This is a genomic window from Armatimonadota bacterium, assembly GCA_016223145.1.
Lineage (GTDB): Bacteria > Armatimonadota > Fimbriimonadia > Fimbriimonadales > Fimbriimonadaceae > Nitrosymbiomonas.
The window spans coordinates 168,860-192,438 of the sequence record JACRPN010000011.1 but is presented as its reverse complement, the minus strand read 5'-3'; the positions used below and the strand labels follow the sequence as shown (position 1 = coordinate 192,438).

Here is a 23,579-nt window from a genome sequence, read left to right as displayed (position 1 = left end):
GGGTGAGGGTTGGGGGATTGCCGGCCTTGTTGCTTCAACACATGAAGGTGGTGAGGCGGGAATAGATGCCGTATACTGGATGATATGTGGCGTTTCAGTGTCCTCTACATCGCCTTAGCCATCGCGGGCGTGGCTTCCGCCGACTCGCGGTTGGACACTGCCTTGGGAGGGTTGAAGATAGGAGCGGAACGTGACGGCGCGTCCAAATACGATGCCCGGCAGAAGCTCTACCTCCTGTGTACCGGCGAATGCGACGGAGCTCACCTTCGAATCGTCCTGAGCGGCGACACCAAGGCCATGATGAAGAACGAGGGCATCCTCTATCCCGGCCTGGAGAAATGGGAAATCGAGGAGCGCGTGAAGGAGTTCAATGACTCTCACAAGCCTGGCAAGATTAAAGCGGAGACCAACCACGGGGTTCGCCTCGGCATGACCGAGACCGAGGTGCAGCGCATCCTCGGCAAGCCGTACCGAACGATGTGGAGCAAGAAGTTCCAGGCTCGAGAGCTGATCTACGGCCGGGAAGAGGTGTGGCCCAAGGTCAAGGGCGAGAAAGATGACGGGTCGGGGACGGGGATGCGGTGGAGGAACTACTACCTCTTTCGCAACGGGCGCCTCTTCTACATCGAATTGAGCCAGGACTTGGTTGGCGGCGCCTGCTGATCGTGGTCGCATGAGCGGCGGGTGGCGCTCCTTCCGGGTGACCCTCAATCTCCTGCTGATCGGTGGTGCCCCGTCAGGCGCGGGGCAGGCCCCACACCGACTCCGGGAGGTCTGGGGCGATCTGCGCGGAGAATCTCCCTCCCCTGCGCACCGAAAGCCGTTCGATCTCCGCGGGATTGGCTTGCGCGGGGGAGGGCAGGGTGGGGGTGTCTCACCTCCTTCGCGCCCAGGGTCCGGCTGGTATACCCATCGTTTGGAGAGAGCCCCCTCACCCTGCCCTCTCCCCCACTCATCCAACTCCGGAGTGACCGTAAGCCAGGGGGACGAGGGGGGAGAGGGAGTTCATCCGATTCGCCGGCCGGCCAACCGGCGGGTGACCCCCCAATCTCGCCAGGGGGACGAGGGGGAGAGGGAGTGCCTCCCAGCAGCGGGTGGCCCCTCTTCCGGGTGACCCTCCTATCCCCCGGTGAAGCTGCGTCAATGTGTTGAGGGGCGTCAGAATTCGATGCCTCCGTCCCGATGATCGGGATGGAGGCTTTGAACCGGGATTTGAGAAACATCGGCCTCTACCCCAGAAGGGTCGGAGGCATTTCACACTCAATGACGCAGCTTCGACGGGTGGCTCCAGGCTGCAGAGGTTTGACGCCAAGTTGGGAGCCTAGCCCTTCCAGGGCCAGAAGCTTCCGCTGTGCGATACTTCAATGCCTTGGAACCATCTCTTGCGGGCGATTCGAAGCCAAACCTCCCACTCTGGGCGCCGTGGGCGGCGTTTGCGGCGTTCATGATGCTGCTCGTCACGCGCTACCCCATGGCCGTCACCGGCGCGCCGTTCGTCTCCGATGACGGCAAGCTCTTCGAGATGGCTTGGAACCAGGGCGTCTCAAGCCTTTGGACCCCCTATCACGGCTATCTGAACCTGCTCCCCGGACTCGTCTCGCTGGGCACGATGCCTTTGGTGCTCGATGCCGCCGCCGGGGTGTTCGCCTGGACGGCATTGCTGATTCATGCCGCCGTCGCGGCGGCGCTTCTCTCGCGCCGCGCAGCCGAGGCGCTGCCTTCGTCTTGGGCGCGGCTCGCACTGGCTACGGGCCTCGCGGTTTATCCAAGTTACGTAGGCATCTTGGGGAACCTCGCGCATGCGCAGTGGTTCTTGGCGGTCTGGGGGCTTGTGGTGGTGCTGACACCGAGACCTCCTGGCTTCAAGACACGGGTTTGGGACGCCCTCTACTTGCTTCTTCTTGGTCTCTCCGGCCCCTTCGCAATCCTGGTGCTGCCGTTCGCTCTGTCCAAGATTCGTGAGCGAGGCTGGGCGCTGATGGTATTGGCGCCTTGCTCGGCGCTGCAACTGTTCTTCGTGTTCACGGGGGAGCGGCTGGATGCGCCGGGCAACCACAAGGCAGCCACCCTGGTCGGCATGATCGCGAAGAAGGTGTGGGACGCCGTCACTGCCTATCCAACAGCGGGCGGCTACTCGGTGACTCTGGACCCGATCGAGCTCCTCAAGACAGTAATCACAATCGCCTTCCTTGCCTATTTGGCAAAGAAGGGCCCGCTGCTGATCCGGGGGCTCGCGATCCTGGCGATCATCTGCTTCTTGCTTGCGCTTCGTTCGGGAGCCACTTGGTATGGTCTCGGCACCCCCGGCCAAGGCGAGCGGTACTTCTTCCTGATGGGGCTATGCCTTGTTGGAGGCTTTGCCACGCTTGCCGAGATGAAGTCCTCGCGCGTGGTTCAGGCTCTTGGCTTGCTGTGCTTGGCGCTCTTCGCGGCTTCGGTGGTTCGAGGGTGGGTTCCCGAACGGTTTGCCAAGCCCTCCTATGAGGCGGCCTATCGGCGGGCACGGGTTGGAAGGGTCTCGATCCCTATCGCTCCCGACGGAGGTCCTTGGTCGATGAACCTTGAGAAGCCCCGGCCCTGAGTATTGCCTCGCGGCCTGAGCTCCCCAGAATCTGATGCCTCCGCCTCTTCCGAGGTGGAGGCTTGGACTCACATCCGATTCGCAACTGGAAGCCTCCACCTCAAAGAGGCGGAGGCATTCCTGGTGTATGCGGAGGCATCTCGCGAGCGGCGGTACCTCCGGTGTAAGCTCCCCTACGAAACTCTCCAGACCCATGACCGAAGCCGAACTTGCCAAACTCTCTCAGGCGATGGACTGGGTGATCCCCCCAGACAAGACCCCCGGCGCCGGATCAGCAGTCTGTGTGCAGCGGATGGTGGAGCTCATCGAGGCTGAGACTCCCGAAGTCCTTCTTGCCTTTCAACGGGGCCTGCCGGCGCTCGAAGAATCCGACTTGGCAGACCCAAGCCACCGATTCGCCCAGCTTCTCATCGAAATGGTCCGGGACGTGTACTACGGTTACCCGGAAACCGGGTCCTGGGCCGACATAGGGTTCAAGGTGACGGACCCTTGAGCGACTTCGACGTGATCGTCATTGGCGCGGGCGCAGGCGGCGGCGTGGCTGCCTGGCAGTTTGCCGAAAAGGGCAAGCGCGTGCTCATCATCGAGCGCGGGCACGACTATCCTCCGGGGTGGCTGGGCCGGGACGTTCTCAGGAACCATCGCTTCAGCCGCTATGGCCACAACATGGGCCCCGAGCTCGACGGCAACCCGCGCGAGTTCGTCTCGCCGGACGGCTCCGAAGGAGTCTATCGGCCCCACGAAGGGGCGTACCAGAATAACGCCATGGGGGTCGGCGGAGGAACGCGGGTCTATGGGGCGCAGGCCTGGCGGTACCACCCGCTCGACTTCTGCATGGCGAGCTCCTACGGGATTCCCGGTGGCAGTTCGCTCGCCGACTGGCCGATCGACTACGAGGAACTCGCGCCTTACTACGAGGCGATCGAGTGGGAGATGGGGGTCAGCGGCGGCCCGCCCTCGCGCACGATGCCCGAGCGCCGGGATTACCCGATGGATGCGTTACCTGCGACCTACCGGACGGGCCCCCTGCAAGCGGCAGCAGACCGTCTGGGCTGGGCCCATCAGCGCGTACCGCTACTGATCAACTCGCGCAAGTTCGGCGGCAGAGGCGCCTGTGTGGGAGGCCAGTTTTGCGTTGGGTTTGGCTGCTCGCAGAACGCCAAAAACGGAACCCATAACACCGTGCTTCCGAAAGCCCTGATGCACGATGGCTGCGATCTCTGGACGGAGTCTCGCGTCACACGGCTGCTCACCGACAGCGGCGGAAAGGTGACGGGGGTCGAGGTCGTGCGCGAGGGGAAGGCTGAAGAGGTTCGTGCCGACGTCGTCGCGCTGGCGTGCGGGGCTATCGAGACCCCCCGGCTGCTGCTTTACTCCAGAACGCCCCAAGAGCCGAACGGTATCGGCAACAACCACGACTGGGTCGGCCGAAATCTACAGGGCCACCTCTATCCGGGAGCTTTCGCGGTTTTCGACGATTTGATCTCAGACCTGGTTGGGCCTGGAGCGACGGTCGCCGTGATGGAGTTCAGCCACGGAAACCCTGGCGTGATCGGCGGCGGCATGCTCGCCGACGATTTCATCCCACTTCCGGTTTGGTTTGCCCGGGAGGCGCCCCCGCCGCACATTCCAAAGTACGGTCTGGCCTACAAGGAGTGGATCCGAAGCCACTTTTTGCGCTCCTTCCACATCTTCGGACCGACACAGGATATCCCCAGCCCAGAGTCCCGGGTCACCCTGTCCACGAAGACCTTCGACAGCCTCGGGGTCCCTGTGGCAAGGCTCTCCGGGACCACGCACCCGGAGACTGTCAAGACTGCGCTCTTTATGCGGGATAAAGCCGTCCAGTGGCTCCAGGAAGCGGGAGCAAAGGAGGTCTATCCGCGGCCTGTCGGTTTGGGCATGAGCGCCGGACAGCACCAGGCGGGGACGTGCCGGATGGCGGCCTCGCCGGAACGGGGCGTGGTCGATCACCAGGGCCGGGTGTTCGGGCATGAGAACCTGCTCGTCTGCGACGCCTCCGTTCACGTCACGAACGGTGGGTTCAATCCGGTGCTCACGGTGCTGGCGACGGCGATGCGGTCGGCAGGGAGGTTTGGGGCGAACTAGGCACTATGGCGTTGAGGCGTTGAGGCATCTATTCACTGACGAATTGCGAAGAGCGAAGGGCGATGGGCGAAGGGCGAGGAGAGAGGAGCGAGGAATGAAAGGCGAGGCAGCCCCTTCCTCGCTTTGGTCCGTAAATGCTTCCGAGTCCCGGCTTGTCGGGAAGGAGGGGGTTGTCGCAGATCCCGCCGAGCGTAGTGAGGGGAACGAAGTCGGGAGGGGTGGAGACAGAGCCTTGCCTGAGTTACCGTAAGTCCTTCGGCTTCAAGCCCTTCTTGTAGCCCCCAAACCCAAACGCGCTCGGGTGATATTCGCCCACCAGCTCCACGTTGGCTTTGGACGGGACGGGGAGCCCCGTCAACCAGTAGGTCCCGTTCACCACCAGACGCCGAAACCCCTCGTTCAGGAGGTCGGTGGCCGCGCCCATGGTGCATGTCAGGATGCGATTGGTCTTTCCCGTTTCGTTTTTGACTGAGCGCGTCCACACGATCGGCATCATCGGGTCGTTCAGGTCTTGCTCGACGCCATAGGCGGTCTTCTTTCTGCCAGATGCCGCCGGATCGGCCGCCGCCATGCCCGCCACCACCTGGCCACGCATAAGGATTTCGGCGGCCGCGGGCGGATGCGCTTCGTAGACGTCTGTCGTTCCAAAGATATCCGAAACGCCCTTTAGCATGGGGTGCTCTTTGACCGCGATGGCTCGCGTTGCCTGCTGCCCATGGATGCCCCAATGGCTGACCCAGTTCTCACCCAGCACCTGCTTGCCGAATCCGCCTGGCCAGTCCGAGCTCTTCCAGCCGTAGCGGGCATAGGGGCCCGATTTCAGGTCGAAGGCGTGGGTGCTGGTCCTTAGCGCCAGGAAGGGCTTGCCGGCGAGGTAGTAGTCGGCAAAGTGCTTCATCTGATCCTCGGGCCATTCGCGGAACCGAAGCAGCAGGATGCAGAGGTCGGCGGTCTTCAGCGCCTCGAGGCCGGGCTGGTTGTCGTGACGGTCCGGATCGATCGTGCCGTCCTTCCCAAGTGAAAACAGCACCGTGCAGCGGAAGCCGTGGCGATGAGAGAGGATCTTGGCGAGTTGGGGCAGCCCCTCTTCGGAGCGGTATTCCTCATCACCGGCAAGAAGCACCACATGAGTGCCTTTGCCGGGCCCTCGTTCCCCTTCGAAGATCAGGCGGTCTTCCGGCGCCTGCGAAAGCGAGGAGGCCAGAACTGCCAATGCCATGAGCCCCATAGAACGCTACTTCTCGCAGACGATGCGAAATCCTGCGAAGGGCGCGTCGGCCAGCCACCAGCGGCTTTTGGGTAATTGAGGATCGGTCTCTTGCCAGTTGGGCTGATAGCGCCGCCGCAGGGTGGAGTTCTGTTTTTCGGCCTCGAGGAGGAAGTCGCCGCCGCAGAGCACGGGCTTGCCGTCGGCATCCGTCGCCCACTCGCCCACATTGCCCAGGATGTCGAAGAGCCCCAGCTTGTTCGCGGCCTTCTCTCCCACGGGGTGCGTCATGCCTGCGCTGTTTCCTTTGTGCCAGGCAGATTTGTCCAATTCCTCGCTGCTCAACTTCAACTCACCGTCGACGCCGGCTTGACAGGCCCATTGCCACTCGGCTTCGGTTGGCAGACGATACTTCTTCTTGGTTGTGGTGCGGAGCCAGCGGAAGAACATCTCGACCGTCGTGGACGTGACGTTGATCACCGGATACCCCTCGTGGCCCCAGCCGAGGTCCGGGAGGATGTAGCTGTAGCTTGGCCGCGCGATCACATCGGGACCGAAGACGGTCTGATCATAGGGCTTCGAGGGCTCGCCGCTCAGCAGGTACTGGTCGAACACCTCCCACGGCGTTTCCGTGGTGGCCATATAGAACGGAGCGACGTCGACCGTCTTTTCCCCGACCTTCACCTTCCCGCCGGGGATCGGCACCATCTTGATCTCGATGGTGGATTTGGGGAGCTTCTCAGAGTAAGCCTTGAGGTCTTGCGGGACCGACATCGGCCCTGCGACGGCAAACAGAATGCTGGTGATCATGGTCGTTCAACGGATTGCGGATCTCGGACTGCAGATTGCGGATTGCAGATTACGGAATGCAAGACGCGTTGGGAACAAGGCGTCCCACGTCAACTTCTATCACGCAAAATGCATTCGACGGACGGACTTCCGAATTCCGTGTTCGGCAATCCGCCATCCGCAATCCGAAATCCGTAATCGTCAGTACTCTCTATCTTTCTTGACGCCTGGCTGCGGGATCGGATACTTCCCATCAGCTCCCGGCATCACGGGCGCGGGCTTGGCGTAGTCAAGTTCAGCGACGTTCGGGACAAACTCGTGCGGGCAGTTCAGGAACTGCTCGTACGTGATCTCCTGGCCCGTGTGCGCCGCCATGCGGCCCATGCTCGTCACCGCGCAGGTCCGGATCCCCGTCTCGACCTCGTTGTGCTCCTGGTTGGCACGGATCCGGTCGATCAACACTTCCCATTCGTTCTGGTAAGGGTTGCTGCGGTCGGTGGATTGCCACGCCAAGCTGGACGCTTCCATGTTCTGGTTCTTGAAGATGGCTTGCGGACCCCCGAAGTCGCCCGAGCGCGCCACGATTCCCACGCCCTTGGTGCCGTGCACATAGCTTGAGTAGATCCCCGCCGCGCCGTCCATGCATCTGCCGTCGAAGAAGAACTTGCTTCCATCGGCGAAGGTGTATTCCACGGAATAGGCGTCGAAGTTCTGGTCGATGAACGGCACGCCCTCACGGTTGACCTTGTAGTGCCGGCCGCCTACGCCCTGCGCCTTGACCGGGTAGGCGCCCTTCATCCAGCAGAGGTGGTCGATATGGTGGATGTAGAAGTCGTTGTAGCAGCCGCCGCTTGCCCAGAGGAAGCTGTGGAACCGGCGGATCTGGTACTCGATGTCCGACATGTTGTCCGGCTTCGGTGTGGACTGCGAGGAGGCCGCCGGCCCGTGCATCCGGTAGCCGCGCATCAGCAATATCTCGCCGAGTTCGCCGTCCTGGATGCGCTTGGCGAGCTCCTGCATGCCGATGGTGTGGCGCGACATGAGGCCCACGCCGACCTTGAGCCCCGCCGCCTTGGCGAGCACGTTGAGCTCGATCATCTTCTTGCTCTGAGGGCCATCGACCGTGATCGGCTTCTCCATGAACACGTTCAGCTTCTTGGAGATTGCGTACTGGTAGTGGAGCCAACGGAATCCGGGCGGCGTGGTCAGAATCGCCACGTCGCCGGGCCTGAGGCTGTCCATGGCCTTCTTGTAGGCGTCGAAGCCGAGGAACCGCCGGTCCTTGGGCACGTCCACCTTGTCGCCAAGTTGGTTCTTGATGTTGTCCCAGCTTCCGTTGAGGCGATCCTCGAAGACGTCGGCCATGGCCCAGAGCTTCACCGGACCGTTCTTCACGCTGAGCGCGTTAATCGCCGCGCCGCTGCCGCGTCCACCGCAGCCGATGAGGGCGACGCGAATCTCACCCGAGCCTTGGGTATGGACGCCGGCTTTGGCGATATTCGGAAGGAGGGAGGCGGCGGCGAGGCCACCGGTGGTCTGCAAAAACTGTCGTCGCGAGGTTTGGTTTTTCTTCGTTCCCATCTTTGGGCACCCCTTAGGTTCCATTATTGACGATTGGCCAAGGGAATGGGGTTGGGGAGGACTTCGGTAATCTCGACCCGTGAAGTCCCGGCGCGATGCATGGGCTCTTTCGGGGTTGCTGCTGATCCTGGCAGGCGTCTGCCTGTCCATGACCTTCGATCCGCGCGTGTGCAATCCCAAGTTCGGGATTTGGAACTCTATGGGTCTCTATTCGCTGAGCCTATCGTGCGCGGCTGGGGCCTTCTGGTGCCTCAGAAAGGCCATCAAGTGTGACTAGCTTGCCTGCTGATGATTGGGATTGCGAGCTCAAGTCTGCAATCGGAGGAACAGCTATGATCTCTCGCCAAGGCGCGAAGGCGCAAACAAGCGCAAAGTCGAGTGCTGGCTGCAGCGAGACGGCCTCTGCTGTTGGCAACTGAACGCAGAGAGAACTCTCAATCCGGTATTGCTGCCAGCAGCTCCACCGCATGCGCGCGGGCGGTCTCGCCGATCTCTTCGCCCGCCAGCATGCGGGCGATCTCTTCCACGCGATCCGACGGGCTCAGCGCCCGCAACGACGTGGCGACGCGCCCACCGGACTCAGTCTTCTCAATGCGGTAGTGAGCCCCGGCCCGCCCCGCAATCTGCGGCAGGTGGCTGATGACGATCACCTGATATTGCCGCCCAAGCTCCTCGAGCTTCTTGCCGACCACGGACGCGGTGGGACCGCCGAGCCCCGCCTCCACCTCGTCGAAGATCAGGGTCGGCACGCCGGCCTTGCCTGCGAGCGCCGTCTTCAGCGCGAGCATCAGGCGCGCCATTTCGCCGCCGCTGGCGATCTTGGCGAGAGGACGCATCGGCTCTCCAAGGTTGGCCGAGAAGGCAAATTCGATCGCGTCGGCGCCGGTGGCGTCAGGCTCTTTCGGGGTGACCGAAACTCCGAATTGGGCCCGAACCATCGCCAGATCGCGCAGTTCGTCAGCGACACGAGTGCAGAAGGTCGTCGAGCCCTCCATCCGCAATGAGGTTAGGCTTACGCAAGCGGCGCGGTGCGCTTCTCGTGCCTCGGCGGTTCGTTCTCTAAGCGCTTCTTCGCCCTCCGAGTCGTCCTCAAGCATCCCAAGCTCCTCTTTCGCCCGAGCCAAGAACGCAAGGACTTCCTCGTCTGTCTCGCCGTACTTGCGCCGAAGCCGTTTGAGCGTCTCCAGCCGATCCGCCAAATCTTGGAGGCGCTTGGGGTCCGCCTCGATTCCTTCGGCGTAGGCGCGCAGCCTTTCAAGCGCTTCGTCGAGCAAAAAGCCCGCTTCGCGCAAAGGCAAAAGGCAAGCGTCGATCTCGGCGTCGAGCGCCACAAGCTCGCCAAGCTGTCGCGTCGCGCTGCCGATCGCCTCCTGCGCGGATCCTTCGCGGCGGGAGAGCGCTTCCAGGGCCTCTTCGACAGAGGTGCGCAAGCGCTGGGCGTGGGTCAGGCGGCTCAAGAGCGCTTCGGTCTCCGCCGATTCGCCGATGGCCGGGGCAGCCTCCTCGATCTCGGCGACCTGATAGCGCAGCATATCGGCGCGCTGCTCGCGTTCGCGCCGTCCCGTTCTGAGGGCGGCGAGACGACGCTCCAACTGGCTGAACGCTTGCCAAGAATCGGCAACTTGGCTCAGAGCCGCTTGAGCCGGTTCGCCGACCCAAGCATCCAGGAATTCGACGTGCCGTTCGGGGTGCAAAAGGCTCTGGTGGTCGTGCTGCCCGTGCAGGTCGACCAGAAGCTGCCCAACCTGCTTTAAGGCCGATACTGGCGACAGCTTTCCCTGAATGCGCCCTTGGGATCGGCCTTCGGCGAAGACTTCCCGCTGGATGAAGAGGAGGCTGTCCTCGAGGTGATGGCCGAGGTCCGCCAGAGCCTTTACAAGGTCAGGACGGGCCGAGAGATCAACCGTCAAATTGACGGTAGCCCTGCTGCAGCCCGACCGAACGAGGTCCGAATCGCCACGGGCGCCGAGGGCCAATTCGATCGCGTCGATCAGCAGCGATTTGCCCGCGCCGGTCTCGCCGGTGAGCACGGTGAACCCCGGCCCAAGGCTGAGGAGCGCCTTGTCCAGGATGGCCACGTTCTCGGCGGAGAGTTCGACGATCATTCGGTCTCAGGATTATGGACGGTTGGCTAGCGGGCCAGGACCCTCGACAGCAGGGGCAAAACGCCGCGCCATAGACCTGCCACAATCCAGACTGCGATGGCCGAGCAAGCGTTGCGAGCGGTGCAGCGGGCCGCCACGGTTTCCCTGGTTTCGACCGTGGTGGTCGTCGTCGTCAAGCTTGCCGCCGCATGGCTGAGCGGCTCGATCAGCGTCCTGGCTGAGGGCCTTCAATCCATCATGGACATCGCCATGTCTGGTGTCGCGCTGGCGACCGTGCGCTATGCGGCAAAGCCTCCCGACGAGGGCCACCCCTATGGCCACGGCAAAGCCGAATTGCTGGCGAGCGCCGTGCAGATGGTGGTCATTCTGGGCTCCAGCATCTTCATCCTCTGGGCTGCCTATACACGCGTCGTCCAGCCTCAGGAGATCCGCTGGGATTGGGGCGCGGCCTCAATGCTCTATGCCATGGCGGCTAACTTCCTGGTGGCATCTCACCTTCTTCGGGTAGCCAGAAAGCACCCGTCGGCGTCGCTGGAGTCTGAAGCCCTTCACCTCAAGGCGGACACGGCCGCCGCATTTGGGGTGCTTGTGGGGATGCTGTTGGTGGGATTGACCAAAGAGTCGATCCTGGACCCTGTGGCTGCTGCGGTCTTCACGCTCTTGGCGATGGCCGGCGCCATCAAGAGGCTCCGCGGGCTGGTGCACCCGCTGATGGATGGAGCGCTTCCCATCGACGAGACCGAGATGCTGAAGCAGATACTCGCCGAACACCCCGAGGTGCGGGGATATCACAACCTGCGCTCGCGCATGGTGGGAAACCTGCGGTTCGTCGATCTGCACGTGATGCTCGACGATGCCCTGCCATTTGTCCGGGCGCACGAGCTGGCCGAAGAAATCGAGGCAGAACTGAAATCAGCGCTTGGTGGCGCCACGGTCAGCATCCACTATGAGCCATTCGAGGCCGAGGTCGAGCACCGAAAGAGAGAGCACGGAGGCTAACCGAACAGCAGAACGTCCAGCCCGACGGTCAGCCCCGAGAGCCCACGAACGCCTCTCACCGCCAGCAGCACTCCCGGCATGAAGCTGGACCGGTCCATCGAGTCGTGTTTGATCGTGAGCACCTCGCCTTGCCCGCCGAAGAGCACCATCTGGTGCGCCAGGAGCCCGGGCAGCCGTACGGAGTGCATCGCAATCTCGTGATGCTTGCCCCCACGCGCGCCGGCCACCTTTTCGGTCTTCGTGGGATCCGCCGCCGGCGACGCGTTTCTAGCGGCGGCGATGCGGTCGGCTGTGAGCATCGCGGTGCCGCTCGGCGCGTCGGCCTTCTTGTTGTGGTGGAGTTCGATAATCTCGGCGTCGGGGAGCCACCGCGCGGCCTCCTCGGCAAACTTCATCATGAGCACCGCGCCGATGCTGAAGTTGGGGATCACCATCGCCGGGATGCCGGTTCGATCTGAGGTTTCCCTTAGGGTTTGCAGTCCGTCAGAGGAAATGCCAGTCGTGCCGATGACCGGCGCCGCGCCACAGTTCATGGCGTGGATGGCGTTGGGCACGGCCGATGCTGTCACAGATAGGTCGACCAGCACGTCGGCCTGGCCGGGCTGAAGCGTCTCTTCGATCGAGGCGGCCACAATAAGCCCTTCCGGACCGCCGCCGCACAGATCGTGGACGCTTTGTCCTGCATAGAACGGATCGGCGCACAGCACCAGCTCCATGTCCTCGGCTCCCGCAACCGCGCGTACGGCTTCCCGTCCCATGCGCCCCCCCGCTCCCGAAATAGCGACTTTGATCATTGCCGTTTGCCCGGTTTTACTCCTGTGCTGCTTAAGGCACCAACGCCTGACGGAACATGCGATACGCGATGCGCCAGTCCAGATTTTTCGCTCTTCGCCCGTCGCCCATCACGCATCGCTCCCTAGAACTGCCCCTTCCACCGCCAAGTGGTGCCCTCGGGGCTGTCTCGCAGTTCAATTCCCTGCTCGTCCAACTCTTTGCGGATGGCGTCGGCCCTGGCGAAGTCTTTGGCTTTCTTGGCCTCGGCGCGCTCCACGATCTTGGCCTGAATGTGCGCCTCATCTGGCCTCGAAGCCGCGGCAGAGCCGCCAAACTCAAACTCGGCCACGGCGCGGTCATGCCGCACGATCCCCAGCAGCCCGTTGATGCTCTCCAGGAACCGCTTTGCGGACCCGGCCGATGCCTTGCTCATCGTGTCTGCCTCGCGAAGGATAACGCGCGTGCCTTCCAGCGCTTTGGCGAGTGCGACCGACGTGTTCAGATCGTCGCACATCGCGTCGAGCGCCTCGCCATAGAGGGCATCCAGCTCATTGCCCAAGGCATCCTCGCCCTCTCGACCCGCCTTCAGCGCGGTCTCCGCGGCCTGCTCGCAGAGCCGGTAGCGCTCCACCTTCTGCGTCGCATCTTTCAGCAGGTCGAGAGTGAAGTTGTGCGGAGTTCCATAGTTCTGGCTGATCAGCGCATACCGCAGCGCCAAGGGGCTCGCGCCCTTGCCGTCCACGAGGTCGCGGACCGTGTAAAAGTTCCCAAGGCTCTTGGACATCTTCTGCCCCTCGACAAAAAGGAACCGCGTGTGGAGCCAGTACCTCGAAAACGCCTTTCCGGTCAGCGCCTCGGTCTGTGCGATCTCGCATTCGTGGTGCGGGAAGATGTTGTCCTCGCCGCCCGAGTGCAGGTCGATCTGGTCGCCGAGGTAGGCGCGCGCCATGGCAGAGCACTCGATGTGCCATCCCGGGAACCCCCAGCCCCAGGGGCTGAACCACTGCATCAGATGTTTGTCGTCCTTTTTCCAAAGCGCGAAATCGGCCTGAGTGCGCTTGTTGGTGTCCTGGACCACCTCGCGCACAGCCTCCATCAGCTTGTCTTGGGTGTTGCCGCTCAGCTTGCCGTAGCCAGGGAAGCTGCCGACGTTGAAATAAACCGCGCTCGGGGTCTCGTAAGCATGGCCAAGGCGGACCAGTTCCTCGGTATGCAGGATCTGCTCGCGCACGTGCTGGGTCGCTTTGGGACGCACATCCGGCTCGTTCAGGTTCAGTCGGTCCCAGTCCTCCCTGAAGGCCTCGGTGTAGTACTCGGCCAGTTCAAAGGCGTTGTGGAAGCGCTGGCCATCCTTGCTGTGTAGCGCCTTTGCCATCTTGTCTTCGCCCGTGGCGTCGGCGACGTCGTCGTCGGTCAGATGGCCGACGTCGGTGATGTTGCTCACCCAGGTGACCTTCCAGCCCAGCGCCTTCGCCGTGCGTACGACCAGGTCGGCCGTGAGAAAGCTCCGGAAGTTGCCGATGTGGGCAAAGGAGTAGACGGTCGGTCCGCAGGTATAGAACTTGAGGTGCCCGGGCTCCAGACACTCAAGCGGGCGCTTGGTCCGGGACAGTGTGTCCGTCAGCTTGAATTGGCGCTCGCTCATGGGAGCCAATAGGATACCGGAGGGTGGGGATGATGGAATGAGGAGATGATGGGGTGATGAAGAAGACGGATGCACCTTGACGACCGATCGACCATCATTTCGCTGTCTGCACCAGAATGATCCAGCTTAGGCGTGCCTAAGTGGCAAGTAACCAAGCTAGACAAGCGACCGTCTGAACCAGTGGAATGAGCAGTGTTTCGCTGGTTGCCACCCTGTTGGCCTTGGTTGGTTTTCAGCACAACTGGAACGGGCCGTACGATTACACGTGCTCTGGGAAGCAGAACGGGCACACCTACTCCGTCAAGTTTCACGTCGAGGACTTCAAGTTGAGGGGACGAAAGGTCCTTTGGGTGCCTTTGCAAGGAACAGATGGACTCTATCTCCCTGGGTTCCTCGACGGCAAAAAGAAGCGGCTGTTTTTCGGCTATGACGGCTACAGCCGCGAAGAAATCGCTGTCAAGTCCGCGCTGCATACCCTCAAGACTGCATCCGAGTTGGTCTCCCTTGAAGTTTCAGTCAATGGAAAGATGTGGAGTGTTTCGAAGTTCCTTTACAACGACCTCATCAATCCTAACTTGGGCCAAGAATACGTCACGGCGTCGATTTCAAAGGACGGCAGGACACTTAACATTTCAATGAAGGGTTCTGACGCCGGCGGTAGCTACACGGTGAAGTGGAAAGTTCGTCAGAACGGCAAGTCCAGTCGAACCATTTCGGACGATTGTTAGGCTTCTTCCGCTCGGTCTTGGCAGGTCTGCTCTGATTAGTTCCGAATCCCATATCATGCTCCTGCCGTTCCTCCTGGCAACCGCCCTCCACCTCATGCAAACTCCGATCTACCAAGAATCCCTTCGCCCCCAGTTTCACTTCACTCCCAAGACCGGTTGGACCAACGACCCGAACGGTTTGGCCTACTTCAAGGGCGAATACCACCTCTTCTTCCAGCACAACCCCTTCGGCACCGCGTGGGGCAACATGACCTGGGGGCATGCCGTCAGCAAGGACCTGGTCCACTGGACCCAGCTCGACGAAGCGATCCGGCCCGACGCCCTCGGCACGATTTTCTCCGGCTCGGCGGTCGTAGACCGCGCCAACACCACCGGGTTTGGGAGCAAGGGAAAGCCACCGCTGGTCTGCATTTACACCGCTGCGGGAGGTACGAACCCCGAATCCAAGGGCCAGCCATTCACGCAGTGCCTGGCCTATTCAACCAATGGCCGTACCTTCACGAAGTTTGACAGCAACCCGGTTCTCTCCCACGTCCGAGCCGAGAACCGCGACCCAAAGGTGATCTGGCATGCTCCGAGCAAGCGATGGGTGATGGCGCTGTATTTGGATGCCAGCGACTATGCGCTCTTCTCCTCTCCCGACCTGAAGTCCTGGACCAAGCTCTGCGACGTCCAGATGCCCGGCTGTGGCGAATGCCCAGACTTCTTTCCTCTGGGGGTGGATGGGTGGAAGGGTGGAGGTGTGGCGGGTAGGAAGCACGCAGGAGACTACGCAGAGCCTTCGACCGCCGAACTCCCACCCTTCCACACTTCCACACCTCCACCCTCCTCCAAATGGGTCTTCTGGGCCGCGAACGGCAGGTACCAGATCGGGAGCTTCGACGGCAAGTCGTTCAAGCCCGAAACTGAGGTATTGCAGGCCGACTGGGGCCCCAATAGCTACGCCGCGCAGACCTACAGCGACGAGCCAAAGGGCCGCCGGATCCAGATCTCCTGGATGCAGGGCGGCAAGTACCCCGGTATGCCCTTCAACCAGCAGATGAGCATTCCGCGTGAGATGGCCCTGCGGGAAACGCCGGAAGGCCCAAGGGTCTGCATGGCCCCCATTCGCGAGCTCTCCAGGCTCCGATCCGCGGCCGTTTCCAAGAGGAATCAGGTCCTAAAGGCTGCAGAAGCTCTTGCTTTCGGGGCTGGGGACCTGCTAGAGGTTCGACTGGTCGTCGACCGGTCGAAGACCGGTTCGCTGAGGTTGACTCTGGGCTCGGCAGTGGTGTCCCTCGACTTTGCAAAGGGGGTTCTGACCTGCCAGGGCCGAGAGGCGCCATTGCCAAAAGGCGATGATCCCATCGACTTGGCCATTATCTTCGACAGGACCAGCGTAGAGGCCTTCGCTTGCGGGGGAATGGTGACGTTGGCCGGGTGTTTTGTTCCGAATGGACAGCCCCAATCGAGCCCCGTCCTGCGGCTGGAGGCAACCGGGGCCAGCTTCAAGCTTCCAAGGCTGGACTCTTGGATACTGAAGTCGATCTGGCACTGAGGGACCTGGACTCCTGTTTCACCTTCCGGACCCAGTCCCCCTCACCCCCGTTCACTGCGTTCACGGTCCCTCTCCCACGAGGGGAGAGGGAGTTACCGGACTCCTCGGATGGCCCACCTCGACTCTCTGCTGATCCAATTCCCCAATGCCCCTCGCCCTTCGCCCTTCGCCTATCGCCTATCGCCTATCGCGATCCCTCCCCATTTTCATTGCCCTTTCACAACCGGCGCGTTGAATGGGCCAGGAATCCCGAGATCGCTCGTTTCTCGGAGCCTCAAGGAGAATGAAGATGAAAGCAAAGACAATCCATGCAGTTTTGGCGGCGATGGTGCTCGCAAGCGGTTATGCCTTCGCCCAAGGCGGCCCTCCGGGAAGAGGCGGCTTTGGCCAGGGCGGCTTCGGTGGTCCCCCGCAGGGCCCCGGCGGTTTTCGCGGCGGGATGATGATGGGTCCCGGCGCCGGGGGCGCGGGAATCCTGATGCGGCCGGACGTGCGAAAGGAGCTCAAGCTCTCGGAAGACCAGGCCGATAAGATCGACGCGCTGCTGCGCCCCGGAGGCCAAGGGTTTGGCGGACGAGGCGGCGGAGGCGACTTCGGCGGTCCCCCGGGAGGCAGGCAAGGTGGCGGGTTTGGCGGTGGGCAAGGCGGCCCTCCTGGACGCGGCCAAGGTGGTGGCTTCAGCGGTGGCCAGGGAGGTCCTCCTCAGGGAGGTCCCCCGCAGGGCGGTCCTGGCGGCGGATTCGGACCGGGCGGTCCGGGAGGTTTCGACCCTCAGCAAATGGAGAAGCGCGAGAAGGAGCTCGACCAGAAGGTCAAGGCGATCCTCAGCGAGAGCCAGTACACGCGGTTTCATGAATTGGCCCTTCAGCTCGACGGCGCGCAGGCGCTTCAGCGAAAGGACGTCGCCGACAAGGTTGGCCTGAGCCAAGAGAAGCGCGAACAGATCGCCGAGATCGTGCGTAAGTCGATGGAAGCGAACCGGCCCGACTTCGGCGGCCAGCGCGGCGGCCTCGGCGACCCCGATGAGATGCGTCGGCGCATGGAAGAGATGCGCGCGAAGATGGAGAAGTCGCGCAAGGACATGAACGCCAAGATCCTGGCCGCGCTCTCCGACGCGGAGAAATCCAAGTGGAAGGCGATGCTGGGCAAGGAGTTCAATTTCGAGGAGATGCGGATGGGTCCGCCACCGGGAAGTCCGGGCGGCCTGTAACTCACGACCTCACCCTACGGCCCGCCTCCGCTTTTTAGAGGTCCACCTCGCCCCTTGAGGGAGAGGTCGGTGAGCCCTGGCGAACCGGGTGAGGGGTACGGCGGAGCTTCAACCAGACTGCTACGGGCCTTCATCCAGGGCGGAGGTCCGTAGTATCCTCAGCGACCCGCATTTGCATCCAATAGGAAACCCATCATGAGAAAGCAGATTTCCTCCTCCACCCGTCGGTCCATCCTGAAGATCGGGGCGATCGGTGCGGCACCCTTCGGCTTGGCTTCAAAGCTCTTTGCCTTTGAAGCGTTGGAATTGACGCCCGAGGCGCCCGACGCCGACGAACCGACTCCCGAGCAGACCGAGGGCCCCTATTTCAAGCCCAAGTCGCCCGAGCGCAAGTCGTTGCGGCAAAAGGCAACCGAGGGCACGGTGCTCATGGTAGGTGGGCGCGTGCTCGGCACCAACGGAAAGCCGATCGCGAAAGCGCTGCTGGACTTCTGGCACTGCGATGCACAGGGCGTCTATGACAACAATGGCTTCAAGCTGAGGGGCCATCAGTTCACTGATACGGAGGGCAAGTTCCAGCTCGAAACCATCGTTCCTGGCGTGTACCCGGGTCGAACGCGCCACATCCATGTGAAGGTCCAGGCGCCGAACGCGAGCGTCCTTACGACGCAGCTTTACTTTCCCGACGAGCCCCAGAACGCGCGCGACGGCATCTTCGACCGTCGACTGGTCATGAAGGTGGCTCCAGACAAGGATGGACGCAAAGGGGCTTTCGACTTCGTTGTAAGGCGATAGCCGCGGCCAGGCGGGTCCTTTGGTCCCTCCCTCGGCATCCGGGGCGCCGATTCGGCGTATCCTGAATCCAAATGGCCACGCAAAAGAAGAAGCCGGAAGGGTCGAAGGCCCAAGGGACCAAGAGTCAAGGGACGAAGGGTCAGGGGACCCAAAGGACCTCGACGAAGCGAAGGCGCTTTGAGGACATCGCCGCCGAGACGTTCATCGCCGATACCGACCGTTTGGCGCTGGACTCCCTGAAGAAGGTGCCGCTGCTGCCCCAAATCGTGAAAAAGTTCTATGAGCTGGGGATCGACCGCTGGATGTACTGTTGGAACATGGCGCAGGCCGTGCGCTGCGGGCCGAATCAGTTCAAGACCCTTTACGAAATCCTGCGCGAATCGAGCGCCGTGCTCGACATGCCGGAGCCGGAACTCTACGTCACGAACAACCCGTTTCCGAACGCTTTCGCCGGTGGCGTCGAAAGACCTTACATCACCATCCGTTCTTCGATGATCGACACAATGACCGATGAGCAACTGTTTCATCTCATCGGCCACGAACTTGGCCATATCAAGGCAGGACACGTCCTCTACAAATCGGTCGCCCAGGTGCTGATCCCCTTGCTTGAGGCCATTGGCAGGCGCACATTCGGCCTTGGCGACGTGGCGAGCGTGGGCCTGATGCTCGCGTTCTACGAGTGGTCCCGCCAGGCCGAGATCACCGCCGACCGCGCGGGCCTGCTCGTGTCCCAGAACTTGGGGGTCTCGCTCGACGCGAACTTGGCCCTGGCCGGTGGCCCGAGCCGATTGGCGAACGAGATGAGCCGCGACGCGTTCATGGACCAGGCGCGCGCCTATCAGGACGTGACCGGTCTGGACGCCATCGGCAAAGTTCTCATCTTCACGCTGATGTCCTCGTGGATGACCCACCCGATGCCCGTGCACCGCGCGCAAGAGCTTGAGCGCTGGGTTCTTGCGGGCGCCTTTGACCGGATCATGTCGGGCGACTACAAGCGCGTGGCGTCCGCAGCATAGGCATCAATAGTGCCAGTCGACGTTCAGCGCTTCTTTGGCGTGGCGCTCGATGAACGCGCGGCGCGGCTCCACCTTGTCGCCCATCAGGTCGCTAAACAGCCGCTCGATCTCGGCCATGAACTCGGGGTCCAGCTTCACCTGAAGCATCTTCCGGTTGGCGGGGTTCATGGTGGTTTCCTCAAGCTCATCGGCGTTCATCTCGCCCAGGCCCTTGAACCGCTGGACCGTGTAGTTCTTCTTCTTCACAGTCTTGATCAGCTCGTCGAGTTCCTTCTGATCTTGTGCAAAGTACCGCTCGTTGGCGCCCACCTTGAGCATGTAGAGCGGCGGCTGGGCCAGATACACGTGGCCCTGCTCGATAAGCGGGCGCATATAGCGGTAAAAGAAGGTGAGGAGCAGCGTGCGGATATGCTCGCCGTCGACGTCCGCATCGGTCATGATGATGACCTTGTCGTAGCGGAGCTTGGCCAGGTCGAGGCCGACGTCCCTGCCGTTCTTCGCTGCGCCGTTGGTTTTGGTGGCCGCTTCGACCGCGTGCAGCGGGGCTTCGCCACCCGCGAACAGGTTGCCATCTTCCTCATCTTCGTCGTGATGGCGCCCAAGGTTGATGTCGATGCCGACACCGAGCGCCGCGATTAACGACTTGATTTCCTCGTTGTCGAGGGCCTTATCGACGCGGGTCTTCTCGACGTTCAAAATCTTCCCTCGAAGCGGCAGAACCGCTTGGGTCACGCGGTCGCGCGCTCCCTTGGCCGAGCCGCCTGCGGAGTTGCCCTCCACGAGAAAGAGCTCACAGTCTGCGGCGTTCTTGCTCACGCAGTCGCTGAGCTTGCCGGGTAGCCCGAAACTGTCCATCGCCGAGCTGCGCTTGACGGCTTCCGCGGCCTTCTTGGCGGCTTCACGGGCGCGCTGCGCCAGCATCGACTTGTCGACAATGCGCTTGCCGACGGCCGGGTTCTCATCGAAATAGGTGGAGAGCCCGTCGCCGACCAGGGAGTTCACAAGACCCTGCACTTCGGGGGTGACCAGCTTGACCTTGTCCTGCGAGTTATAGCTGGGGTTGGGCAGGCGGATCGAGATGACGGCGGTCAGACCGTCGCTCACGTCGTCGGCGCTGAAATTGCCGTCCTTTTCCTTTAGGAAGTTCATCTTGCGCGCGTAGGCGTTGACCACGCGGGTGAGCGCTTGGCTGAAGCCCGAAACGTGCGTTCCGCCGTCGGGTTGGTGGATGTTGTTCGAGAACGCCAGGATCGTCTCGTTGTAGCCGTCGTGGTATTGCAGCGCGACTTCGAGCTCCGTGCCGTCCTTGCGCTTCTTGAAATAGATGACCTTGTGAAGCGAGTCCTTGGCCTCGTTCACGTCCTCCACAAGTTGCGGGATGCCCTTTTCGTAGTGGAAGATCTCGTCGTCTTCGTGGTTTATCTCGCTGGTGAAGGTGAAGGTGACTTGCGGGTTCAGATACGCCAGCTCTCGCAGACGGTTCTTGACGATGTGTACGTCGTGGTTGGTTTCGGTAAGAACCTCGGCATCCGGCTTCCAGTGGACGAACGTGCCGGTTCCTTCGCCTTTGCCGATCATTTTCACGTCGCCGTCGGGCTTGCCACGCTCGAAGCGCTGACGATGGATCTTGCCGTCGCGCTTGACCTCGGCGATAAGCCACTCGGAGAGCGCGTTGGTGCAGCTCACACCCACGCCGTGCAGGCCGCCAGAGGTCTTGTAGCTTTGGTTGTCGAACTTGCCGCCCGCGTGGAGCATGGTCATGACGACCGTGAGCGTCGAGACACCCATCTTTTCGTGGATGCCCACGGGGATGCCGCGCCCGTTGTCGCGCACGCTCATCGAGCCGTCTTCATAGAGCTGGACGTCGATCTTGTCGCAGAAGCCCGCCAGCGCCTCGTCCACACTGTTGTCCAGCACCTCGCGGAACATCTGGTGCAGACCCTTTTTGGCGTTGTCGCCCACATACATGCCGGGGCGCTTTCGGACGGCCTCAAGCCCTTCGAGGACCTGAATGCTTTCCTCGGTGTACTCCTCCATGGGCGTATCCACCCACTCGGTCTCTTCCGCGGCAGGCTCGGGATTCGGGTTCTGGATCGGCTCGTCTTGTTCCGGCATAGGCTTTCTGTCTTGGTTCTCTGGGCCCGGGCAATACCCGGTCAAACCCCCTTTTCAGATGGGGTTTTTGACCCTTGGAATAGACGAAATTGTACCTGAAATGGGTGCTGTATCGAAAGGTCGAGATTGTCTTCGGGGGCGGTCACTGGCGATTGGTCGAACAACGGTTCAACCGCGCTCAACCTGCACTAACGATCCCACTGATGGCTTCCTCGACCTTCAGCTTTCCCTCTATCACCTGTCCCCAGACCTCGAACGCCTTCTTGCCGGTGGCTGAAAGGCGTGAGAGGAGGCCCCGCTCGACAACATAGCCCTTGTGCCTCGGGTCAAAAACCTTGCGCAATGACGCCGCAGCCTGGGCGAAGATGATCGCGTGCTCGGCCTCCGAGGCGGCGCGGGTGCCCGCCTTGCCGGCCTTCTTGAACGCTTCCTCCAGCGTAGCCAGGTGGCTCGGCTTGCCCTTGGAGGCCTCCAGAAGCGCGTGGATGGACTCGTGCAGCACGGTCTCGATGAAGAGGTTCCCTTGGTCCGCCGAGACGGAGACGACGCAGATCCCCTTTTTCGGCCCGTTCTCGTAGGTTGCAGCGCCCGGTAACGGCATTTGGGAGACCAGAATCACGGGGACCTTGGCGTCCAAGTTCTTCCCAATGCCGAGCGAGGCGCGGGTGAATTCGAGCAAATCGGGATGCTCCTTGAAGGTCCTTTCCAGCCGTTCTTTGGCTTCAGTGAGCGACTGGATCGCGGCCTCATAGGGCATCTGGCGGTCTTTGGGGCTCAGGGTAATGAGGGCGTTCGCGAGGTTCTTGGCAGCCTCACGGGGCTTAAGCTCCCTGCCCGCAATGGTGAGCGTCTCGGGAAGGGAGTCGCAGCGCTTGTGGAAGTCCTCGGGCGAGGTCGCGTTGGAGGCGACGCCATCGACGGCCATGCCGGAGAACAGCCCGCGCCCGTCTGGGCTGACCGCCAATCCGGCATTCCTTACGGATTCGGGAAGGCCCGTATCCCCTGACCGCGCGGCGAAATAGAGCTCGTGAAAGGCGGATAGCCGGAAATCGAGACTGTAGCCGGCCGGTTTTGCCACAGCCAGCAGGAGCAAAGCAAGAATCGGAGTCATCTCTGCCAATGTACTTCCATGGGCGGAAGTTTCGGTTCCTTTGGATGCTATCACGCAGAGGCGCATCGTGCTTTCTCGCAGAGACGCAGTGATCCGCAGAAATCGTAGAGGTCGCTTGCCACCTCTCCCACTCACCGTTTCTCCCCTCTCACCCTTTCTCCCCTTCCCCCCCACTCCTCCCGCCATAATCCCCTTGGACCATGGACCTTTACGGATCGCTCCTCAAGCCGCTCGCCTTTCGGTGCGATCCGGAGTTTGCTCATGAGGCTGGTCTGGCGCTGATCGCCAGCGGCGCGTTTCGCTCTCGCAAACACGAGGACCCCAGGCTCGCACAGACCTTGTTCGGCGTCCACTTCTCAAACCCGATCGGATTGGCGGCCGGCTTCGACAAGAACGCCGTCGCCGCGGACCGTTGGGAGGATTTCGGGTTCGGCTTCGCCGAGCTCGGCACGGTGACTTATCTACAGCAGCCAGGCAATCCCGGGCCCCGCCTATTCCGGATTCCAGAAGAGGAAGCGCTGATCAACCGCATGGGGTTCAACAACCAGGGCGCCCAGGCGATGGCCCAGCGTTTGAGCGCCTCCCAACCTGCCATTCCCATTGGCATCAACCTGGGAAAGAGCAAGATCACGGAACTCAAAGACGCTCCCAGGGATTATCAGCGCAGCTTCAAACGGCTCCACACCCTCGGCGACTACTTCGTAGTGAACGTCTCCTCACCGAACACGCCAGGACTTCGAGCCCTCCAAGAAAAGGGGCCCTTGCTAGATATCCTATCCTCTATGAAAGAGGTGGATGCCACGCGGCCGCTCTTCGTCAAAGTCGCGCCGGACCTCGAGCATTCAGCTTTGGATCAGGTCATCGAGGTCGCACACGAAGCCAATCTCACGGGACTGATCGCCACCAACACGACGCTCCGACGCGACGTCCTCCGGCGCGATCCCCAACTCGAGGGAGGGCTCTCCGGAAAACCAATTACTAGGTTAGCGAACGACTTTATGAGACACCTGTTCTCTTCGTGTGAACGGGAGATGATCTTGATCGGGGTCGGCGGCATCGGTTCGGGCAAGGATGCCTATGAACGGGTCTGCTCGGGCGCCCACCTTTGCCAGGTTTATACGGGATGGGTTTATGGGGGGCCCGACACGGCGGTCCGAATCCTGCGCGAGCTCTCGGGGATCCTGGATCGTGAAGGGATCGAGGATCTTGCATCAATCCGGGGTTCGGCGCCAAGTTAAGCGCGCAGATCCCCTCTACCGGTTCGCCGGTGCTTCGCT

The 23,579-nt window shown here is 62.0% G+C and carries 20 protein-coding genes; 12 read left to right on the top strand and 8 right to left on the bottom strand.

Translation table 11 applies throughout. From position 1 onward, the window contains the following. The first annotated feature begins 84 nt into the window (after positions 1–84). The 4 genes from HZC36_09590 to HZC36_09575 all read left to right on the top strand — a co-directional run bounded on the left by HZC36_09590 (position 85) and on the right by HZC36_09575 (position 4,690). A complete protein-coding gene (locus tag HZC36_09590) occupies positions 85–663 on the top strand; it encodes a hypothetical protein (GenBank protein MBI5707226.1) in 579 nt (192 codons plus the stop codon). 706 nt (positions 664–1,369) lie between these two features. After that, entirely contained in the window at positions 1,370–2,581 is a 1,212-nt protein-coding gene (locus HZC36_09585) for a hypothetical protein (protein ID MBI5707225.1), read from the top strand. Positions 2,582–2,774: 193 nt separating this feature from the next. Then, the gene (locus HZC36_09580; GenBank protein MBI5707224.1) at positions 2,775–3,074 is read left to right on the top strand and encodes a hypothetical protein; all 300 of its coding nucleotides are present in this window, start codon (positions 2,775–2,777) and stop codon (positions 3,072–3,074) included. Next, a complete protein-coding gene (locus HZC36_09575; GenBank protein MBI5707223.1) occupies positions 3,071–4,690 on the top strand; it encodes a GMC family oxidoreductase in 1,620 nt (539 codons plus the stop codon). The genes HZC36_09580 and HZC36_09575 overlap by 4 nt, the downstream gene beginning before the upstream one ends. A 241-nt stretch (positions 4,691–4,931) precedes the next feature. Here the strand turns inward: HZC36_09575 and HZC36_09570 are convergent, their stop codons facing one another. The 3 genes from HZC36_09570 to HZC36_09560 form a co-directional block, all read right to left on the bottom strand. Continuing rightward, on the bottom strand, positions 4,932–5,918 hold the full coding sequence (locus HZC36_09570; GenBank protein ID MBI5707222.1) for a ThuA domain-containing protein: 987 nt from the start codon (positions 5,916–5,918) through the stop codon (positions 4,932–4,934). 6 nt (positions 5,919–5,924) lie between these two features. Continuing rightward, positions 5,925–6,707, bottom strand: a complete 783-nt coding sequence (locus HZC36_09565; GenBank protein MBI5707221.1) for an SUMF1/EgtB/PvdO family nonheme iron enzyme — start codon at positions 6,705–6,707, stop codon at positions 5,925–5,927. Between the two features lie 180 nt (positions 6,708–6,887). After that, entirely contained in the window at positions 6,888–8,267 is a 1,380-nt protein-coding gene (locus tag HZC36_09560; GenBank protein ID MBI5707220.1) for a twin-arginine translocation signal domain-containing protein, read from the bottom strand. Positions 8,268–8,346: 79 nt separating this feature from the next. Here HZC36_09560 and HZC36_09555 point away from each other — a divergent pair, with 79 nt between their 5' ends. Further along, on the top strand, positions 8,347–8,544 hold the full coding sequence (locus HZC36_09555) for a hypothetical protein (protein ID MBI5707219.1): 198 nt from the start codon (positions 8,347–8,349) through the stop codon (positions 8,542–8,544). A gap of 157 nt (positions 8,545–8,701) precedes the next feature. Here the strand turns inward: HZC36_09555 and recN are convergent, their stop codons facing one another. After that, entirely contained in the window at positions 8,702–10,372 is a 1,671-nt protein-coding gene (gene recN / locus HZC36_09550; GenBank protein MBI5707218.1) for a DNA repair protein RecN, read from the bottom strand. 96 nt (positions 10,373–10,468) lie between these two features. Here recN and HZC36_09545 point away from each other — a divergent pair, with 96 nt between their 5' ends. Further along, entirely contained in the window at positions 10,469–11,371 is a 903-nt protein-coding gene (locus tag HZC36_09545; protein ID MBI5707217.1) for a cation transporter, read from the top strand. Here the strand turns inward: HZC36_09545 and HZC36_09540 are convergent. Further along, positions 11,368–12,165 carry a 4-hydroxy-tetrahydrodipicolinate reductase gene (locus HZC36_09540; GenBank protein MBI5707216.1) on the bottom strand — a complete coding sequence of 266 codons (798 nt, stop codon included), beginning with the start codon at positions 12,163–12,165 and terminating at the stop codon, positions 11,368–11,370. The genes HZC36_09545 and HZC36_09540 overlap by 4 nt on opposite strands. 122 nt (positions 12,166–12,287) lie before the next feature. Further along, positions 12,288–13,790 carry a cysteine--tRNA ligase gene (locus HZC36_09535; protein MBI5707215.1) on the bottom strand — a complete coding sequence of 501 codons (1,503 nt, stop codon included), beginning with the start codon at positions 13,788–13,790 and terminating at the stop codon, positions 12,288–12,290. A gap of 185 nt (positions 13,791–13,975) precedes the next feature. Between HZC36_09535 and HZC36_09530 the strand changes: the two genes are divergently transcribed. From HZC36_09530 to HZC36_09510, 5 genes are all read left to right on the top strand, one after another. After that, positions 13,976–14,518 (top strand): hypothetical protein, encoded by a 543-nt coding sequence (locus tag HZC36_09530; GenBank protein ID MBI5707214.1) that lies wholly within the window; start codon positions 13,976–13,978, stop codon positions 14,516–14,518. Between the two features lie 55 nt (positions 14,519–14,573). Beyond that, positions 14,574–16,055 carry a glycoside hydrolase family 32 protein gene (locus tag HZC36_09525; protein MBI5707213.1) on the top strand — a complete coding sequence of 494 codons (1,482 nt, stop codon included), beginning with the start codon at positions 14,574–14,576 and terminating at the stop codon, positions 16,053–16,055. A gap of 289 nt (positions 16,056–16,344) precedes the next feature. After that, positions 16,345–17,265, top strand: coding sequence for a hypothetical protein (locus HZC36_09520; GenBank protein ID MBI5707212.1), 921 nt, complete (start codon positions 16,345–16,347; stop codon positions 17,263–17,265). Positions 17,266–17,460: 195 nt separating this feature from the next. Beyond that, entirely contained in the window at positions 17,461–18,060 is a 600-nt protein-coding gene (locus HZC36_09515) for an intradiol ring-cleavage dioxygenase (GenBank protein ID MBI5707211.1), read from the top strand. A gap of 71 nt (positions 18,061–18,131) precedes the next feature. After that, positions 18,132–19,076: a M48 family metallopeptidase gene (locus HZC36_09510; GenBank protein MBI5707210.1), complete on the top strand. Its 945-nt coding sequence runs from the start codon at positions 18,132–18,134 to the stop codon at positions 19,074–19,076. Positions 19,077–19,079: 3 nt separating this feature from the next. Here the strand turns inward: HZC36_09510 and HZC36_09505 are convergent, their stop codons facing one another. Both HZC36_09505 and HZC36_09500 read right to left on the bottom strand, forming a co-directional pair. After that, positions 19,080–21,191, bottom strand: coding sequence for a DNA topoisomerase IV subunit B (locus HZC36_09505; protein MBI5707209.1), 2,112 nt, complete (start codon positions 21,189–21,191; stop codon positions 19,080–19,082). Between the two features lie 178 nt (positions 21,192–21,369). Next, on the bottom strand, positions 21,370–22,302 hold the full coding sequence (locus HZC36_09500) for a hypothetical protein (GenBank protein MBI5707208.1): 933 nt from the start codon (positions 22,300–22,302) through the stop codon (positions 21,370–21,372). Between the two features lie 200 nt (positions 22,303–22,502). Between HZC36_09500 and HZC36_09495 the strand changes: the two genes are divergently transcribed. Further along, positions 22,503–23,540, top strand: coding sequence for a quinone-dependent dihydroorotate dehydrogenase (locus HZC36_09495; protein ID MBI5707207.1), 1,038 nt, complete (start codon positions 22,503–22,505; stop codon positions 23,538–23,540). Positions 23,541–23,579: the final 39 nt, after the last annotated feature.

Bases quoted from the DNA above. Each gene is read 5' to 3' on its own strand.
- HZC36_09545 (MBI5707217.1), top strand. From the start codon at position 10,469: ATGGCCGAGCAAGCGTTGCGAGCGGTGCAGCGGGCCGCCACGGTTTCC.
- HZC36_09525 (MBI5707213.1), top strand. From the start codon at position 14,574: ATGCTCCTGCCGTTCCTCCTGGCAACCGCCCTCCACCTCATGCAAACT.
- HZC36_09495 (MBI5707207.1), top strand. From the start codon at position 22,503: ATGGACCTTTACGGATCGCTCCTCAAGCCGCTCGCCTTTCGGTGCGAT.
- HZC36_09565 (MBI5707221.1), bottom strand. From the start codon at position 6,707: ATGATCACCAGCATTCTGTTTGCCGTCGCAGGGCCGATGTCGGTCCCG.
- HZC36_09570 (MBI5707222.1), bottom strand. From the start codon at position 5,918: ATGGGGCTCATGGCATTGGCAGTTCTGGCCTCCTCGCTTTCGCAGGCG.
- HZC36_09500 (MBI5707208.1), bottom strand. From the start codon at position 22,302: ATGACTCCGATTCTTGCTTTGCTCCTGCTGGCTGTGGCAAAACCGGCC.
- HZC36_09560 (MBI5707220.1), bottom strand. From the start codon at position 8,267: ATGGGAACGAAGAAAAACCAAACCTCGCGACGACAGTTTTTGCAGACC.
- HZC36_09580 (MBI5707224.1), top strand. From the start codon at position 2,775: ATGACCGAAGCCGAACTTGCCAAACTCTCTCAGGCGATGGACTGGGTG.
- HZC36_09505 (MBI5707209.1), bottom strand. From the start codon at position 21,191: ATGCCGGAACAAGACGAGCCGATCCAGAACCCGAATCCCGAGCCTGCC.
- HZC36_09540 (MBI5707216.1), bottom strand. From the start codon at position 12,165: ATGATCAAAGTCGCTATTTCGGGAGCGGGGGGGCGCATGGGACGGGAA.
- recN (MBI5707218.1), bottom strand. From the start codon at position 10,372: ATGATCGTCGAACTCTCCGCCGAGAACGTGGCCATCCTGGACAAGGCG.
- HZC36_09590 (MBI5707226.1), top strand. From the start codon at position 85: ATGTGGCGTTTCAGTGTCCTCTACATCGCCTTAGCCATCGCGGGCGTG.
- HZC36_09515 (MBI5707211.1), top strand. From the start codon at position 17,461: ATGAGAAAGCAGATTTCCTCCTCCACCCGTCGGTCCATCCTGAAGATC.
- HZC36_09520 (MBI5707212.1), top strand. From the start codon at position 16,345: ATGAAAGCAAAGACAATCCATGCAGTTTTGGCGGCGATGGTGCTCGCA.
- HZC36_09530 (MBI5707214.1), top strand. From the start codon at position 13,976: ATGAGCAGTGTTTCGCTGGTTGCCACCCTGTTGGCCTTGGTTGGTTTT.
- HZC36_09535 (MBI5707215.1), bottom strand. From the start codon at position 13,790: ATGAGCGAGCGCCAATTCAAGCTGACGGACACACTGTCCCGGACCAAG.
- HZC36_09510 (MBI5707210.1), top strand. From the start codon at position 18,132: ATGGCCACGCAAAAGAAGAAGCCGGAAGGGTCGAAGGCCCAAGGGACC.